We start from the raw sequence: 15,482 nt of genomic DNA on the forward strand, positions 1-15,482 counted from the left end.
GGTCCCCTCCCCTGTTGTGTTGGTCAGCGCGCCGCGAATTCCGCGCGGATGCGCGCGGTGTGCTGGCCGATATCCGGAACCGGGCCGAGCGCCCGCGCCTGCCCGTCGACCAGCACCGGCGGAGCCACGATTCGAGCGGTCCCACCGGGCGTCTCGACCGCGGCGCGCAGCAGGGCGGGATGGGTGGCGAGATCGGCGAGCGTGTTGACGAAGCCGTAGGCGGTACCGGCTTCCGCCAGCCGAATGGCCGCCGTGTCGCGGGTTAGCCGCGCCAGGGCGTCGCCGATGCGCCGATCGACCGTCTCCCGGTTGGCCACCCGGGCGGTGTTGGGCGCGTAGCCCTCGGCCGTGGCGAGATCGGGTTCCTCCAACACGACCGCGCAGAAGCGCGCCCATTCGCGCTCGTTCTGAATCGAGATCAGCACGAGGCTGTCGTCGGCCGTCGGGAAGGCGCCGTAGGGGCATATCGACGGGTGGGCGAGGCCGACCCGCTGCGGCACCCGACCGGTGCCCTCGAAATAGAGCAGCGGCACGTTCATCCAGTCGGCCGCGCCGCTGAACAGGCTGACGTCCAGAGCGCAGCCCTCGCCGGTGATGCCCCGGGCGATCAGTGCCTCCAGCACGGCGGCATGGGCGTCCATTCCGCAGGCGACATCGCAGACGGAGACGCCGACCCGGCCCGGACCGGCAGGATGGCCGGTGATCCCGGCGAGCCCGCTCTCGGCCTGGACCAGCAGATCGTAGGCCTTCATGTCGCTGTAGGCGTGGCCGGCGCCGTAGCCGGAGATGTCGACGGTGATCAGGCGCGGATGGCGGGCGCGCAACGCGGCGGATCCGAAGCCCGCGCGGGCGGCGGCACCGGGGGCGAGGTTCTGCACGAACACGTCGGCCCGCGCGAGGATCGCGTGGAGCAGGCGCGCATCCGCTGGATCCTTGATGTCGGCGACGAGGCTCTCCTTGCCGCGGTTGAGCCAGACGAAGTAGCTCGACAGGCCGTGGACCGCGGCGTCGTAGCTTCGGGCGAAGTCGCCTTCCGGGCGCTCGATCTTGATGACGCGGGCGCCGGCATCGGCGAGCCGCGACGTGCAGTACGGGGCTGCGACCGCCTGCTCCAGGGCGAGGACGATCAGCCCTCGCAACGGCAGGTTCCAGCTCATCGACGTCCTTCGGATCCGAGGCCTATCGGCCGATCCGGACTCAAGTGGTTCGTCAGCGGGTTACGCCAAGCGGCGCGGGGTTACAGGGGCCGAGGGCTCAGGGCCAGGGCCGCCGGACCCGTGTCCGTCATCGCGAGCATGGAAAAGCGACCCGGGCGGCGCGACCCGACAGCGCGTCGCGCCGGACGGGGTTGGTTCGCTCCACCGACCGAGACGGCGGCGCGGCTCCAGCCTCACTCCGCCGCCCGCAATGTCGGAGGCCCACGGACTTCCTCCACGGGCTCCGCCTCGGGCTCGACAGCCTCGATCGCCGCCGGCTTGTCCCGGTAGGAGAAGCGATGCGCCAGCTGGTCGAGGTAGATGTAGATCACGGGCGTCGTGAACAGCGTCAGGATCTGGCTCACTGCCAGCCCGCCCACCATGGCGTAGCCCAGCGGCTGCCGGATCTCGGATCCGGTGCCGTGCGCGAACATCAGCGGGATGCCGCCGAGCAGCGCCGCCATGGTGGTCATCAGGATCGGGCGGAAGCGCAGCAGGGCGGCCAGGCGGATCGCCTCTTCGGGGCTGAGGCCCTCCTCCCGCTCGGCCACGATCGCGAAGTCGACCAGCATGATGCCGTTCTTCTTCACGATGCCGATCAGCAGGATGATGCCGATCAGCGCGATCAGGCTGAAGTCGAACCCCGCCCACATCAGCACCGCCAGCGCACCGACGCCGGCCGAGGGCAGCGTCGACAGGATGGTGATCGGGTGGATGAAGCTCTCGTAGAGGATGCCGAGGATCAGGTAGACCACGAACAGGGCCGCCAGGATCAGCAGCGGCACCGTCGAGAGCGATTGCTGGAAGGCCTGCGCCGTGCCCTGGAAGCCGCTCACCACGGTCGGCGGAACCTGCAGCTCGCGCATCGCCCGTCCGATCGCCTCGGTGGCCTGCCCGAGCGCGACGTCGGGGGCGAGGTTGAAGCTGATCGTCACCGCCGGGAACTGGCCCTGGTGGTTCACGGCGAGCGGCGCCACCGGAACGGTCGTCCAGTGGGCGAAGGCCGCAAGGGGCACCTGGCCGCCGCCGTTCGGCGCCTTGATGTAGATCTTGTCCAGGCTCTCGACGCTGCCTTGCAGGACCGGCAGCACCTCCAGCACCACGTGGTAGCTGTTGAGCTGCGTGAAGTACTGCGCAATCTGCCGCTGGCCGAACGCGTCGTAGAGCGTGTCGTCGATGAGCTGGGGCGAGATGCCGTAGCGCGGGGCGGCGTCGCGGTCGATCGACAGGGTCAGGGTGGTGCCCCGGGTCTGCTGGTCGGTGGCGACGTCCCGCAGCTCCGGCAGGGTCTTCATCCGGTCGAGGATTTTTGGCGCCCAGGTGTTCAGCTCGGCGAGATCCGGATCCTGAAGTGTGTATTCGAACTGCGTGCGCGAGGTGCGGCCGCCCGTGCGCACATCCTGCGTCGCCTGGATGAAGGTGCGGATGCCCTCGACCTGATCCAGCTTCGGGCGGAGACGCCCGATCACCTGGAAGGCATTCACGTCCCGCTCGTCCCGGGGCTTGAGCGTGATGTACATGCGCCCGGAATTCAGCGCCTGCCCGTTGCCGCCGAGCGACATGCCGACCGTCGCCACCGCCGGATCGGCCTGGACGATGGCACCGACCTTCTCCTGCAGCGTCTGCATCGCCGAGAACGAGATGTCCTGCCCCGCCTCGGTGACGCCGATCATGAAGCCGGTGTCCTGCTGCGGGAAGAAGCCCTTCGGGATCGCCACGAACAGGTAGCCGGTGAGTGCCAGCGTGGCGAAGAAGACGAGGAGCGTGACCTTGCGGAAGCGCAGGGCCATGTCGAGGGCGCCCTCATACGTGGACAGCAGCCAGTCGAAGCCGGCCTCGCTCATCCGGTAGAGGCGGCCGTGCCGCTCGGCGCCGTGCGGCTTGAGCAGCCGCGAGGCCATCATCGGCGTCAGCGTCAGCGACACGAAGGCCGAGACCGCGATCGTCATCGACAGCACGACGGCGAATTCGCGAAACAGCCGGCCGATGATGCCGCCCATCAGCAGCAGCGGGATCAGCACCGCGATCAGCGACACCGAGATCGACACGATCGTGAAGCCGATCTCGCCCGCACCCTTGAAGGCGGCCTCCATGGGCCGCATCCCCTCCTCGACGTAGCGGCTGATGTTCTCCAGCACGACGATGGCATCGTCGACCACGAAGCCCACCGCGATGGTGAGCGCCATCAGCGAGAGGTTGTCCAGGGTGTAGCCGGCGAGCCACATCAGCGCGCAGGCGCCGAGCAGCGCGAGCGGCACGGTGACGCTCGGAATCACGGTCGCCCAGAAGCTGCGTAGGAAGACGAAGATCACCGCCACCACCAGCACGATGGTGAGCAGAAGGGTGAACTGCACGTCCTCGACCGAGGCCCGGATAGTCTGGGTGCGGTCGCTCAGGATACCGATCTTGATGCCCGCCGGGAGGGTCGCGGTGAGCTGCGGAAGCTGCGCCTTGATGCTGTCCACCGTGTCGATGACGTTGGCGCCGGGCTGCTTGAACACCACGAGGAAGACGCCGCGCCTGCCGTTGGTCCAGCCCGCCTGCTTGGTATCCTCGGGCCCGGCGACCGCGCGGCCGATGTCGCGCACGCGCAACGGGGCGCCGTTCTGGTAGGCGACGATCACGTCGTCCCAGTTCTTCGCCACCGTGAGCTGGTCGTTGGCGTAGATCGTGTAGCTGTGGCTGCCGCCGTCGATACTGCCCTTCGGATTGTTGACCGTCGTCAAGGTGAGCTGCGAGCGCACGTCCTCCAGCGACAGGTTCTTCGCGACGAGCTTGGCGGGATCGACTTGGATACGGATCGCCGGCTTCTGCTGGCCGCCGATAAAGACCTGCGCGACGCCTGAGATCTGGCTGATGCGCTGGGCAAGCTGCACGTCGACCGCGTCGTCGACATCGATCAGCGGCAGGGTGTCGGAGGTCGCCGACAGCAGAAGGATCGGCGAATCGGCCGGGTTGACCTTGCGGTAGGTCGGCGGGCTTGGAAGATTCTTCGGCAACTGGCCGCCAGCGGCGTTGATCGCGGCCTGGATGTCGCTGGCGGCGCCGTCGATGTTGCGGTTCAGATCGAACTGCACCGTGACCGTCGAGATCCCGAGGGAACTCTGCGACGTCATCTGCGACACGCCCGGGATCTGCGAGAACTGCCGCTCGAGCGGCTGCGCCACCGAGGATGCCATGGTCTCCGGGCTCGCGCCGGGGAGCTGTGCCGTCACCTGGATCGTCGGGAAATCCACCTGCGGCAGCGGCGCGACGCCCAGCAGCGGGTAGGCCACCACCCCGAGGAACAGGATGCCGACCATGATCAGGGTGGTCGCCACCGGGAAGCGGATGAACGGCGCGGAGATACCGCCTTTCATCGCCCGCCCCCGCGGCGCCGGGGGGCCATCCTCAGGGCAAAGGCCTGCATCAGCGCTGAGCCTCCTTCTGAGGCGCGGGCGTATCCGCCTGCGCTGATCCGGCGGCGCGGGCTTCCGCGATGAGGCTGCCGTCCTGAACCTTGTACTGGCCGGCCGTGATGACGCGCTCGCCCGACTTCAGATCCCCGCTCAGAATCTGCGTGCGTCCTGAATCCGACCGTCCGGCCTTGAGGTGCACCTGATGCGCGTGATCGTTCTCGTCCACCACGAAAGCGAACAGGCCGTCCGGCCCGTGCTGGATGGCGTTGTCCGGCACCGTGGTAGCGAGCGCCACGATGCCGACCCGCATCTTGGTCGAGACCGACAGGCCAGGCCAGAGCGCGTGGTTCTGGTTCTCGTACACGGCCTTGAGACGGATGGTGCCGGTCGCGGTATCCACTTGGTTGTTGAACAGGGCGAGCTTGCCGTCCGCGAGCTTTGTGAGGCCGTCCGAGCTCCAGGCTTCGACGGGAACGTCGCCCTTCCGCAGGGCCGCGGTGATCGCGGGGAGCTGATCCTCCGGCGCGGTGTAAACGACGAAGATCGGCTCGACCTGGGTGATCGTCACGATCGGGGTCTGTCCGGCGGCGTTGACGATGTTGCCGATATCGACCTGCCGAAAGCCGGTCACGCCGGCGATCGGCGCGCGAATCGTGGCATAGCCGAGCTGCGTCGTGGCGTTGTCGATGGCGGCCTGATCGGAGGCGACTTGCGCGGTGAGCTGCGCCACCAGGGCGGACTGCGTCTCGGTCTGCTGCCGCGAGGCATAGGCGCCGAGACCCGTGTACCGGACCAGATCCGCCTTGGCATTGTTCAGGTTGGCGGTGTCCTGCTCCTTCTTGGCCTTGGCCTGATCGAGCGTCGCCTGATAGGGGCGCGGATCGACCTGCACGAGCACATCGCCCTTACGGACCGTCTGGCCCTCGTGGAAGGCGACCTGCTGGATCTCGCCGTCGACCCGGGTGCGGACCTGGACGGTGTTGTAGGCCTGGACCGTGCCGAGGCCGTTCGACACGAGGGCGAACGGCCCTTGCTCGACGGTTCCGAGGGTCACAGGCACGGCGCGCGGCGCGGCGCTCTTCGGCTTCGCGTCAGGCTGGTTGAGGCGCGTGTAGCCATAGGCGCCGCCGCCAGCAGCGACGAGCAGCAGCAGGATCAGAGCGACGCCGCGGGACCGCTTCTTCGGCCGTCCGCCGGCCGGCCGCCGATCGCCTCCGCCGGGCGCCGCTTCGATCGCGTCCGATCGAGATGCGACGCGATGATCCGCGTCATCGCTCAGCATGCGCTCACGCCCGCTCCCCAACCGGTCCGCAGAGCGGCCTGGAATATCTTGCATTCCGTAGCATACAATCAGAGCGATCGACACCGATGCGGTACACCGACCCACGCGGCCGTTTGCGGAGCGGGCAGGTGAAAGTTCGATCGTCGCGGAGTAGACGTGGCGGCGTCGCGTTCGATGGGGGCGCCGACCGCTCCGATCGGTCGCCCGGGACCCGACGACGGCGAGCGGCACGCCTTGCATCTCTTTTCACCGTCGGCTGCCGCTCCCGCGACGGATCTGTGAGACCGGAACGCCGCATGACCCAGAGCCCGGAACTGGACGGACTGATCGAACTGCGTGCTGCGCTGATCGAGGAGCGGCAGATCATCGCTGCGGCGGTGCAATCTTTGCGCGAGACGCGGCGTCGGAAGGGCAGCTTCGTGCTGGGCGACGGGTCGGAGTCCGGCCCGCGGTTCGTCGCCGTGCAGCAGCAGATTGATGTGGTCGAAGCCGTCATCGCCACGTTGATCGGATCCAAAAGCTGACAGGCTGCGCTTGCGGAACGCCGGGCAATCCAGATCCCGTCCGCGAGGCCTGAGGCTCTGTAGGCCGCTCCCGTATTCACGATGTTTCTGTCAGGACGGCGGCGAGAACAAAACCCGGGACCTTTTGCCAGCACACAGGCGTCGCTGTACTGAAGACACTAGATCTGGACTCCGCTCTCCACCAGTGTTTTCATGTGGCCAAATCATTAATGTTTTGTCACCGATGGTTTTTCGGCCAATCCATCTGTCGTTCTGCTATCGACCGGTCCCGGCGGTGCCGGGTTGGGCTAGCCTAAGGCACGTTCCCGGCTTCGCAGGGCGAGCGGTGACGATGGCGACTGTTTGTCGAAGCTAAGGCGCAGGTTCGGGCTGGACCGGCCGGCCGTCGGGCTGTAGCGGACGGCAGCCCAGCGCACGGACGACCCACGATGGACGCCTTCGACCAAATCCCATCGCCGCACGAGATCGACGCGCGCGACGCGTCTCAGCGCGAGGCCGAGACGGTCGCCCTGTGGCTGGCCCTCGATGCGGATCGGCGGTCGCGCGACGAGCGCACGGAACGGCTGCGCGCGATGCGCCTGATCGGTGGCGAGGACGACGCAGGCTGATCAATTTTCGGGCGTCACGCCGTCCACGCCGCGGGCGGCCAGCGCATACCCCACCGCCATGGCCATTGCCTCGGCGTGCGCGATCAGCGTCGGGTCGCCGGCATCGCGGGCAGCCTCCAGGAGAGCGACCGCGTGCCGTCCCAGGCGCAACTCGATCTCCGCCGCGGCTGCGGGTGCCGCGTCATCGGATCCGTCGTTCTGACGTCGATCAATCATTGGCATGGGTCGATCTGGGGGCGAAGGCGGCGGCACCGAAGGGGGTCGCGGCGGCGATCCACTCTCGGGTGCGCATGACGTCCCCGAACGAACGCAGGACGGCGCTCACCGAGCGGTGAATATCCTCGGCGGCGATGCCGTCGAGGTTGTGGCTGGCCGAGGCGTCGCTCAGGAAGGTGACGTCGTGGCCGCGGTGGTAGCCGTCGATCGCCGTGGCCAGGCAGGCCGCTTCGCCGGCAAAGCCCGCGATGACGAGCGGCGGGCAGCCCCGCTCCATCACGTCGGCGAAGGCCGGGCTGGCGTAACAGGAGGGCCGGTCCCGATCGAAGATCATGTCGCAGCCCTGCGGCTCGAAGCCCTCGATCCAGCGCGCGAAGCGGGTGCCCGGCTGGAACAGCGGTGCGCCGATCCACCGGACGTAGGCGACCTGGATCCCGCTCTCGCGGGCGTGGTCCAGCGCGAGCCGGCAATTCGCGAGGGCCGGGCCGATGCTCGGGAGGGCGAGCGGCCGGCCCGCGATCTCGTACTCCTGCTGCATGTCCACCAGGACAAGCACCGGGACGCTGCGCGGCCGCCTGTAGAGCGCAGGATTGATTTGCCGCATCAGAACGCGACCCTGCTGTCGACCGAGGGCCGTGTGACGGCGCGGGTCCGCGAACGATCGAGGGCGCCGGCCCGGTGCCAGCGGCCTTCCGGCCTGATGATGACGTAGGGGTCTGCGCCGATGCCGATCGCCTCGGGATGTGGTTCGGCTTCGAGCAGCATCTCGACGTAGTCGAAGTCGGAGAAGACAAGTTCCCGCGCGCCCTCGAAAACTCGGAAGCCGAAGCGGCTCCAGAATCCGACGAGGCGCTTCTGAGCGTGCCCGTAGAGGCGGCGGTAGCCTTTGACCCGGGCCAGTTCGATCCCGGCGCGGACGAGGGCAAAGGCCATACGCGTGTTGCGATATTCGGCGCGAACGGCCAGCCGCTCGATCTTGGCGAAATCGGCGAAGAACCGGATGCGCAGACATCCCGCGGGCTCGTCACCCACATAGCCGATCAGATGGGTGGCCGAGAGGTCGTTGCCGTCGAACTCCTCCTCGTAGGGGCAGGCCTGCTCGGCCATGTAGACGGCGGACCGCAAGGCGATGACGCGGGACAGATCCTCCATGCTGCGCGCCACCGCGACGCTGGTCCCGGTCCTACCGGGGCGGTGGCTATCATAGCTCGGCGCGGCATCGGGCTTCGATCCGCGGGCGAAGTGATAGAGATCGCCGAGCGAGGGGCTCGGCGCAGCGAAGCCCAAAGTCGTCAGAAGCGCCGCGCCCTCCGGCGTCGCGGCCCGGGCGTAGAAATCGACGCCCTGATAGTTCGGGCTGGACAGACGATCGAAGACCAGCCCGACGCCGCCGGCCAGTCGACGGCGCGCGTAGACGGCCCAGACGTAGATGCCAGCCGGACGTTCGTGCTGACCCGCCAGCATGGCGACGGGCGGATCGGCCGCATCGAACGTCCCGGCCTTCAGCGCGGCGAGACCGTCCGCATTCAGCATCAGGCAGGCCACGAAGCCCTCGCCCTGCGGCGCGGCGGCGTCGAACTTGTGCCGCTGTGCGACCGCCCAGACACTATCCGGATTGCGCGACATCACGCGCTGCACGGTTGCGAGGGGCGCGAGATCCGGCAGGTCGGTCCGAGCGGCTTCGATCATCCTGCCGAGATCCTTCGGCATCGGCATGAAGACCACGAGGTGTCGGGCAACCCGGTCGATCCGGATCGCCCCGAGTTCATGCCGCTGCCGTGTGGAGACTTTGGAAGTGTCAAGTCGATCCGTGTCACTGGCCACGAATTGTGAGCGATCGATATGCACCGTCATCGGATGACCTGTCATTCGGTTACGGATTGACGGTCGAGCACTTCGCATCTAGCGCTCTCGCTGTATGTGCAAAAATTGGAACAGGGGTGTTCCGTCGATGGAACAGATCGCGGCGGCCCCGGGCACGATGCCGGATTGGCAGAGCATCCGCGTCTTCCTGATTCTGGAACGGGCCGGAAGCTTCCGGTCGGCGGCGGCCGAGCTCGGCATTTCGGTCAATTCGGTGCGTCGCCGGATCGGCGATCTCGAGGCGCTGATCGGCGCGCCGCTGCTCACCCGCCATGTGGACGGCATCCGCCTGACCGCCGAGGGGCACGCGATCCTGGAAGCCGCGAGCCGCATGGAAGAGGCGGCGTTCACATTGCTGCGCGCGGGCGAAGCGTCGCCCTTCTCGGAGGCCGGCGAGGTGCGGATCGCGGTGACCGAAGGGCTCGGCGCCTTCTGGCTCGCACCGCGGCTGGTCGAGTTTCAGCGGGCGAACCCGCGCCTGACCGTCGATCTGCGTTGCGCGATGGAATCCGCCGACGTTCTGCGGCTGGAGGCCGACCTCGCGATCCAGCTCACCCGGCCGACCAGCCCGGACCTCCGCGTCGTCAAGCTCGGGCGGATTCACCTGCTGCCCTACGCGGCCCGGGACTACGAGGAGACCTACGGACTTCCCGCCGCGCCGGAGGATCTGACGCGGCACCGGATCGTGGTTCAGGCGAGCAGCCAGACTATCCGCCTGGAGGATTACAGCCGGGACATCCCCGGTTTCCCGGCCTCGATCCCGATCGCCCTGAAGATCAATGTCAGCAGCGCGTATTACTGGGCGATCGCCAAGGGCGCGGGGATCGGTCTGCTGCCGACCTACGCCAGCGCCATCGGCGCCCGGGTCGTGCCAATCGACAATCTCGGTCGCTACAGCCTCGACATCTGGTTGACCTACCATCCGGACGCAGAGCGCATCGAGCGGGTGCGCCGGACGATCGACTGGATCCGCGCTGCCTTCGATCCCAGGCGCTATCCCTGGTTTCAGGACGCGTTCATTCACCCCCGGGATCTGCCGACCGTGGTCAAAGGCGCGCCTCTGCCCGATCTGTTCGCCGGCTTCACCGCGATGACGCCCTGAGGCGGCCGTTTGCGTCGCCCTTGACCACGCCGCGCGCATGATCCTTGCTCCGGCGGTCGCAACGACGAGGTTGCCCGTGCTCCTGACACCCCGCGAGAAGGACAAGCTGCTGATCGCCATGGCGGCCCAGGTGGCACGCAACCGCATGGCGCGCGGCGTGAAACTGAATCATCCGGAGGCGGTGGCGCTGATCACCGACTTCGTGGTCGAGGGCGCGCGGGACGGCCGCACCGTCGCCGAACTGATGCAGGCGGGCGGCACCGTGCTCACCGCCGATCAGGTGATGGAGGGCGTGGCCGAGATGATCCACGACATCCAGGTCGAGGCGACGTTTCCGGACGGCACCAAGCTGGTGACGGTCCATCACCCGATTCGCGGCGCGGCCTCATCCGACGTGCCGGGCACCGTGACGACACTGCCTGGCCAGATCGTGTTCAATGCCGGTGCCGAACGCACGGTGATCGAAGTCGCCAACACGGGCGACCGGCCGATCCAGGTCGGCTCCCACTACCATTTCTACGAGGTCAATCCGGGCCTCGTCTTCGACCGCGAACAGGCGCGCGGCAAACGGCTCGATATCACCCCCGGCACTGCCGTGCGCTTCGAGCCCGGATCGACCCGGGAGGTCACGCTCGTGCCGCTCTCGGGCGGCCGCACGGTCTACGGCTTCCGCGGCGAGGTGATGGGTAAGCTTTGAGCGGCTCGGATACCAAAGCGTTTGCGGAGAGCGTTCGTGAAACAGTTTGAGACGTTACTCTCGGAGCACGGCCGGATCACGCTCCCGGCGGCCGTCCGCGCAGCCTTGAAGGCGAAGCGCTGCAGGTGCATCGCTGACGGTTACCTTCGATAGGAACGCTGCGACCGACCCGAGTTTCGCGCTCCTGCAGATCTGAGGGTCGAAAAGCGAGCCATGGCCAACACCCCGAAGCCCGCGAGCCTTCCCCGCGCCGCCTACGCCGACATGTTCGGTCCCACGGTCGGCGACCGCATCCGGCTGGCCGACACCAGCCTGGAGATCACCGTCGAACGCGATCTCACCACCTACGGCGAGGAAGTGAAGTTCGGCGGCGGCAAGGTCATCCGCGACGGGATGGGCCAGAGCCAGGTGACGAATGCCGGGGGCGCCGTCGACACGGTCATCACCAACGCCGTCGTGCTCGACCATTGGGGCATCGTGAAATGCGATGTCGGGATCGTGCGCGGCCGGATCGCCAAGCTCGGCAAGGCCGGCAATCCGGATGTGCAACCGGGGGTCGACATCATCGTGGGGGCCGGAACGGAAGTAATCGCCGGCGAGGGAAAAATCCTGACTGCTGGCGGCTTCGACAGCCACATCCACTTCATCTGTCCGCAGCAGATCGAGGAAGCGCTGTGCTCCGGCGTCACCACGATGCTCGGCGGGGGCACCGGCCCGGCGCACGGCACTTTCGCCACCACCTGCACCCCCGGCCCTTGGCACATCGCCCGGATGATCGAGGCAGCGGACGCCTTCCCGATGAATCTCGCCTTCGCCGGCAAGGGCAACGCCGCGCGGCCGGAGAGCCTCGTCGAGATGGTCCGGGCCGGCGCCTGCGCGCTGAAGCTGCACGAGGATTGGGGGACGACGCCGGCCGCGATCGACACCTGCCTGTCGGTCGCCGACGCCCACGACATCCAGGTCATGATCCACACCGACACGCTCAACGAGTCGGGCTTCGTCGAGGATACGATCGCGGCATTCAAGGGCCGCACCATCCACGCCTTCCACACGGAGGGCGCCGGCGGCGGCCACGCGCCCGACATCATCAAGGTGGCCGGGCTGCCGAACGTGCTGCCCTCCTCCACCAACCCGACGCGGCCCTACACGAAGAACACCATCGACGAGCACCTCGACATGCTCATGGTGTGCCACCACCTGGACCCATCAATCCCCGAGGACCTCGCCTTCGCGGAGAGCCGGATCCGGCGCGAGACCATCGCAGCCGAGGATATCCTGCACGACCTCGGCGCCCTTTCGATGATGTCGTCGGACAGCCAGGCCATGGGACGGGTCGGCGAGGTCATCGTCCGCACGTGGCAGACTGCCGACAAGATGAAGCGCCAGCGCGGTGCCCTGGCCGGCGACGCCTCGGGCACCGACAATCTCCGCGCCCGGCGCTACGTGGCGAAATACACCATCAATCCCGCCATCGCGCACGGGATCTCGAAGCACATCGGCTCGGTGGAGCCGGGCAAGCTCGCCGATCTCGTGCTCTGGTCACCAGCCTTCTTCGGGGTAAAGCCGGATCTCGTCCTGAAGGGCGGCAGCATCGCGGCCGCGCCGATGGGCGATCCCAACGCCTCGATCCCGACGCCGCAGCCGGTGCATTACCGCCCGATGTTCGGCGCCTACGGTCGGGCCCCCTTCGCCACCGCCCTCACCTTCGTGTCCGGTGCCGCCATCGCGGATGGTCTGCGCGAGCGCCTAGCCGTCCAGAAACAACTCGTCGCGGTGGAGAATGTCCGGGGCGGCATCTCCAAGGCCAGCATGGTGCTCAACGATGCCACGCCGGTGATCGAGGTCGATCCCGAGACCTACGATGTCCGCGCCGACGGAGAGTTGCTCGTCTGCGAGCCCGCCGAGGTGTTGCCGATGGCGCAGCGCTATTTCCTGTTTTGAGCTAGAATCCGGCATGACGGGAGGCCGCTGATGACCCAGGCCGCACTCAAGCCGACGCATGTCGACAGCGCCTATCAGACGGACCTCTGTGCCTGGGCCGAGGAGCAGGCGCGGCTGCTGCGCGAACGACGCTTCGATGAACTCGATGTGCCGAATCTGATCGACGAGGTCCTGAGCGTGGGCGGAAGCGAACGGCAGCAGATCGAGAGCCGTCTTGATGTCCTGATCGGGCACCTGCTGAGGTGGATGTATCAGCCCGGAAACCGCAACAGCCACTGGGTCGGCACCATCCTAAAGCAGCGCAAGCGGATTGCGCGGGTGATCCAGGGAAACCCAGGCCTGAAACGCTACCCGGCCATCGTCTTTGAGGAATGCTATCTCGCCGGGCGCTTGCTCGCCGCGAAGGCGATCGGCATCGACCTGATGCTGTTCCCGGAGCAGCCGCCCTTCTCGCTCTATCAGGTGCTGAACCTGGACTACAGGCCGCGTGAGCCGAGTTCCCTGGCGTCATGAATCCTCGATGATCCGCGCCACCCGCATCCTCCGCCGCGATATGCTCTCGGGCGGCGAGATCATCGACCGCGTCGTGCTCGATCACGGCGACCGCCATCGGCGGCGGGTGGCGATGCGGGGCATCGGCGGGCTCGGGTTCCTGCTCGACTTGCCCGAGCCCGCCGTGCTGGAGGACGGCGACGCCCTCGTCCTCGAGGATGGCCGCCTCGTCTGGGTCGAGGCGGCGGCGGAGCGGCTCTTGGAGATCCGGGCGCCGAACGACCGCGCCCTGAAGCGCCTGATCTGGCATATCGGCAACCGGCACATCCCGGCCGAGATCGGCGCGGACGCTGTATGGATCGCCGACGACCACGTCCTCGCCGCGATGGTCAGGGGCCTCGGCGGCACCGCGACACAGGTGGAACGGCCGTTCCAGCCCGAGGGCGGCGCCTATGCAGGCGGTCACGACCATGCTCACCCCCATCCGCATGCCGCCGGTTGAGATCCCGGACGCGCTCCGGCTGATGGCTTGGCTGTCGCCCGGCTATCCGGTCGGCGCTTACGCATACTCACACGGCTTGGAATGGGCCGTCGAAGCCGGCGACATCCGGGACGAGGCGAGCCTCCTGGATTGGCTTAAGGATGTCTGCGCGCACGGCTCGCTGCGCAACGACCTGATCGTGTCCCGTCATGCTCATCGGGCCGCACGGGCGGGGCACGGGGACATGCTGGTCGAGCTGAACGATCTTGCGCTGGCGCTGGCCCCGTCGCGTGAACTGCATCTCGAGACGAGCCAGCAGGGTCGCAGCTTCCTCGACGCCACCCTCGGCGCGTGGCCCTGCGCGGCGCTCTCTGCAGCGGCCATGCATCTGCCCGGCCCGGTCGCATATCCGGTGGCGGTCGGCACCGCGGCCGGAGCGCACGGCTTGGCTCCGGGATTGACGCTCGCCGCCTACGGACTTGCCTTCGTGCAGAATCTCGTCTCGGCAGCCCTGCGGGCGGCGCCGGTGGGTCAGGCTGCCGGCACGCGGGTCGTTGCCGCCCTCACCCCACGCCTCGCGACGTTGGCGGCTGAGGCCGAGTTCGCCGACCTCGATGCCCTTGGCGCCGCGACCTTGCGCCTCGATCTCGGCTCCTTCCGCCACGAGACCCAGTATTCCCGCATCTTCCGATCCTGAGAACGCAACATGACCGCATCGAATGGCCCACTTCGCGTCGGGATCGGCGGACCTGTCGGATCCGGCAAGACCGCCCTGATGGAGCAGCTCTGTAAGCGCTTCCGAGACCGCTACGAGATCTGCGCCATCACCAACGACATCTACACCAAGGAGGACGCGCGGATCCTCACCGTGGCCGGCGCGCTGCCGGAGGAGCGCATCCTGGGCGTCGAGACCGGCGGCTGCCCGCACACGGCGATCCGCGAGGACGCCTCGATCAACCTCGCGGCCGTCGCCGAGATGAGCCGCCGTTTCCCGAAGCTCGATCTGGTCCTGATCGAATCGGGCGGCGACAACCTCGCGGCCACCTTCTCGCCGGAACTCGCCGACCTCACCCTCTACGTCATCGACGTGGCCGGAGGCGAGAAGATCCCGCGCAAGGGTGGTCCGGGCATCACGCGGTCGGACCTGCTGATCGTCAACAAGACCGACCTCGCGCCGCTGGTTGGGGCGGATCTGTCGGTCATGGAGGCCGACACCCGGCGGATGCGCGGGGCGCGACCCTACGTGTTCGCGTCCCTACGCGAGGGGGCGGGCGCCGATACCGTGGCGCGGTTCATCGAGGAGGCGGGCGGGCTCGGCACGGGCCGCTAGCGACCCGCCTCCGCGGAACGCGACCGCTTCGGAGCGGCGGTCGACAGGCCCATCAGGGCGTCCAGCCGGCTCATCCGGGCGTCGAAGTCGCGCAAAGCGGTGTCGCGGGCGGCGTTGTGTACCAACTTGGCCGGTGCCCGGAATGGGCGCGCTTCGGCGGCCGGGGTGACGAGAAGGGCGGCAAGGGAAAGCAGGGTCAGCGTGCGCGCCATGGCCGGATTCTCTCACGATTTGCCGAATCTGTGACGGTCCTCACGACCATAAGATCGGCCTAAGCGTAACCGTGTGCGTCAGCGCACGAGCTGGTGATCGATGCCGCCTGCAGCCTGCGATTGACAGCCAGGCGAGAGTG

Annotated in this window: 16 protein-coding genes; 9 read left to right on the forward strand and 7 right to left on the reverse strand. The window is 67.9% G+C overall.

Annotated features, from left to right (window positions below; all coding sequences use genetic code 11):
• Positions 1-23: 23 nt before the first annotated feature.
• The 3 genes from MKK75_RS33745 to MKK75_RS33755 form a co-directional block, all read right to left on the reverse strand.
• Positions 24-1,157: a CaiB/BaiF CoA transferase family protein gene (locus MKK75_RS33745; RefSeq protein WP_244046823.1), complete on the reverse strand. Its 1,134-nt coding sequence runs from the start codon at positions 1,155-1,157 to the stop codon at positions 24-26.
• Between the two features lie 233 nt (positions 1,158-1,390).
• Positions 1,391-4,555 carry an efflux RND transporter permease subunit gene (locus MKK75_RS33750; protein WP_244046824.1) on the reverse strand — a complete coding sequence of 1,055 codons (3,165 nt, stop codon included), beginning with the start codon at positions 4,553-4,555 and terminating at the stop codon, positions 1,391-1,393.
• Positions 4,556-4,604: 49 nt separating this feature from the next.
• Entirely contained in the window at positions 4,605-5,876 is a 1,272-nt protein-coding gene (locus MKK75_RS33755; RefSeq protein ID WP_244046825.1) for an efflux RND transporter periplasmic adaptor subunit, read from the reverse strand.
• A 296-nt stretch (positions 5,877-6,172) separates the two neighbouring features.
• Between MKK75_RS33755 and MKK75_RS33760 the strand changes: the two genes are divergently transcribed.
• The gene (locus tag MKK75_RS33760) at positions 6,173-6,400 is read left to right on the forward strand and encodes an HOOK family protein (protein WP_244046826.1); all 228 of its coding nucleotides are present in this window, start codon (positions 6,173-6,175) and stop codon (positions 6,398-6,400) included.
• A 428-nt stretch (positions 6,401-6,828) separates the two neighbouring features.
• Positions 6,829-7,008: a hypothetical protein gene (locus tag MKK75_RS33765; protein ID WP_244046827.1), complete on the forward strand. Its 180-nt coding sequence runs from the start codon at positions 6,829-6,831 to the stop codon at positions 7,006-7,008.
• Here the strand turns inward: MKK75_RS33765 and MKK75_RS33770 are convergent, their stop codons facing one another.
• Genes MKK75_RS33770 through MKK75_RS35975 form a run of 3 tightly spaced genes read right to left on the reverse strand, consistent with a single transcriptional unit; the run spans position 7,009 to position 8,913 of the window.
• Positions 7,009-7,224, reverse strand: a complete 216-nt coding sequence (locus MKK75_RS33770) for a hypothetical protein (RefSeq protein WP_244046828.1) — start codon at positions 7,222-7,224, stop codon at positions 7,009-7,011.
• On the reverse strand, positions 7,217-7,828 hold the full coding sequence (locus tag MKK75_RS33775; RefSeq protein WP_244046829.1) for a cysteine hydrolase family protein: 612 nt from the start codon (positions 7,826-7,828) through the stop codon (positions 7,217-7,219). The genes MKK75_RS33770 and MKK75_RS33775 overlap by 8 nt, the downstream gene beginning before the upstream one ends.
• Entirely contained in the window at positions 7,828-8,913 is a 1,086-nt protein-coding gene (locus MKK75_RS35975) for a GNAT family N-acetyltransferase (RefSeq protein WP_279594282.1), read from the reverse strand. Before MKK75_RS35975 ends, MKK75_RS33775 begins: the two co-directional genes overlap by 1 nt.
• A 262-nt stretch (positions 8,914-9,175) precedes the next feature.
• Between MKK75_RS35975 and MKK75_RS33785 the strand changes: the two genes are divergently transcribed.
• From MKK75_RS33785 to ureG, 7 genes are all read left to right on the forward strand, one after another.
• The gene (locus tag MKK75_RS33785) at positions 9,176-10,189 is read left to right on the forward strand and encodes a LysR family transcriptional regulator (RefSeq protein WP_244046830.1); all 1,014 of its coding nucleotides are present in this window, start codon (positions 9,176-9,178) and stop codon (positions 10,187-10,189) included.
• Positions 10,190-10,265: 76 nt separating this feature from the next.
• Entirely contained in the window at positions 10,266-10,886 is a 621-nt protein-coding gene (locus tag MKK75_RS33790; protein ID WP_244046831.1) for an urease subunit gamma, read from the forward strand.
• A gap of 213 nt (positions 10,887-11,099) precedes the next feature.
• Positions 11,100-12,827: an urease subunit alpha gene (gene ureC, locus MKK75_RS33795; RefSeq protein ID WP_244046832.1), complete on the forward strand. Its 1,728-nt coding sequence runs from the start codon at positions 11,100-11,102 to the stop codon at positions 12,825-12,827.
• Positions 12,828-12,857: 30 nt separating this feature from the next.
• Positions 12,858-13,340: a DUF29 domain-containing protein gene (locus MKK75_RS33800; RefSeq protein WP_244046833.1), complete on the forward strand. Its 483-nt coding sequence runs from the start codon at positions 12,858-12,860 to the stop codon at positions 13,338-13,340.
• Between the two features lie 7 nt (positions 13,341-13,347).
• Positions 13,348-13,821, forward strand: coding sequence for an urease accessory protein UreE (locus MKK75_RS33805; RefSeq protein ID WP_244046834.1), 474 nt, complete (start codon positions 13,348-13,350; stop codon positions 13,819-13,821).
• A complete protein-coding gene (locus MKK75_RS33810) occupies positions 13,808-14,497 on the forward strand; it encodes an urease accessory protein UreF (protein WP_244046876.1) in 690 nt (229 codons plus the stop codon). Before MKK75_RS33805 ends, MKK75_RS33810 begins: the two co-directional genes overlap by 14 nt.
• A 9-nt stretch (positions 14,498-14,506) precedes the next feature.
• Positions 14,507-15,130, forward strand: a complete 624-nt coding sequence (gene ureG / locus MKK75_RS33815) for an urease accessory protein UreG (protein ID WP_244046835.1) — start codon at positions 14,507-14,509, stop codon at positions 15,128-15,130.
• Here ureG and MKK75_RS33820 read toward each other — a convergent pair.
• Positions 15,127-15,342 carry a hypothetical protein gene (locus tag MKK75_RS33820; protein ID WP_244046836.1) on the reverse strand — a complete coding sequence of 72 codons (216 nt, stop codon included), beginning with the start codon at positions 15,340-15,342 and terminating at the stop codon, positions 15,127-15,129. The two genes, ureG and MKK75_RS33820, sit on opposite strands and share 4 nt — an antisense overlap.
• Between the last annotated feature and the right edge of the window lie 140 nt (positions 15,343-15,482).

Origin of the sequence: Methylobacterium sp. J-030 (genome assembly GCF_022829545.1) — a bacterium.
Classification (GTDB): domain Bacteria; phylum Pseudomonadota; class Alphaproteobacteria; order Rhizobiales; family Beijerinckiaceae; genus Methylobacterium.

What these genes read in the sequence shown, in the direction of transcription:
- MKK75_RS33745 (WP_244046823.1), bottom strand. Translation starts at nt 1,157, where the DNA reads ATGAGCTGGAACCTGCCGTTGCGAGGGCTGATCGTCCTCGCCCTGGAG.
- MKK75_RS33750 (WP_244046824.1), bottom strand. Translation starts at nt 4,555, where the DNA reads ATGAAAGGCGGTATCTCCGCGCCGTTCATCCGCTTCCCGGTGGCGACC.
- MKK75_RS33755 (WP_244046825.1), bottom strand. Translation starts at nt 5,876, where the DNA reads ATGCTGAGCGATGACGCGGATCATCGCGTCGCATCTCGATCGGACGCG.
- MKK75_RS33760 (WP_244046826.1), top strand. Translation starts at nt 6,173, where the DNA reads ATGACCCAGAGCCCGGAACTGGACGGACTGATCGAACTGCGTGCTGCG.
- MKK75_RS33765 (WP_244046827.1), top strand. Translation starts at nt 6,829, where the DNA reads ATGGACGCCTTCGACCAAATCCCATCGCCGCACGAGATCGACGCGCGC.
- MKK75_RS33770 (WP_244046828.1), bottom strand. Translation starts at nt 7,224, where the DNA reads ATGATTGATCGACGTCAGAACGACGGATCCGATGACGCGGCACCCGCA.
- MKK75_RS33775 (WP_244046829.1), bottom strand. Translation starts at nt 7,828, where the DNA reads ATGCGGCAAATCAATCCTGCGCTCTACAGGCGGCCGCGCAGCGTCCCG.
- MKK75_RS35975 (WP_279594282.1), bottom strand. Translation starts at nt 8,913, where the DNA reads ATGATCGAAGCCGCTCGGACCGACCTGCCGGATCTCGCGCCCCTCGCA.
- MKK75_RS33785 (WP_244046830.1), top strand. Translation starts at nt 9,176, where the DNA reads ATGGAACAGATCGCGGCGGCCCCGGGCACGATGCCGGATTGGCAGAGC.
- ureC (WP_244046832.1), top strand. Translation starts at nt 11,100, where the DNA reads ATGGCCAACACCCCGAAGCCCGCGAGCCTTCCCCGCGCCGCCTACGCC.
- MKK75_RS33800 (WP_244046833.1), top strand. Translation starts at nt 12,858, where the DNA reads ATGACCCAGGCCGCACTCAAGCCGACGCATGTCGACAGCGCCTATCAG.
- MKK75_RS33805 (WP_244046834.1), top strand. Translation starts at nt 13,348, where the DNA reads ATGATCCGCGCCACCCGCATCCTCCGCCGCGATATGCTCTCGGGCGGC.
- MKK75_RS33810 (WP_244046876.1), top strand. Translation starts at nt 13,808, where the DNA reads ATGCCGCCGGTTGAGATCCCGGACGCGCTCCGGCTGATGGCTTGGCTG.
- ureG (WP_244046835.1), top strand. Translation starts at nt 14,507, where the DNA reads ATGACCGCATCGAATGGCCCACTTCGCGTCGGGATCGGCGGACCTGTC.
- MKK75_RS33820 (WP_244046836.1), bottom strand. Translation starts at nt 15,342, where the DNA reads ATGGCGCGCACGCTGACCCTGCTTTCCCTTGCCGCCCTTCTCGTCACC.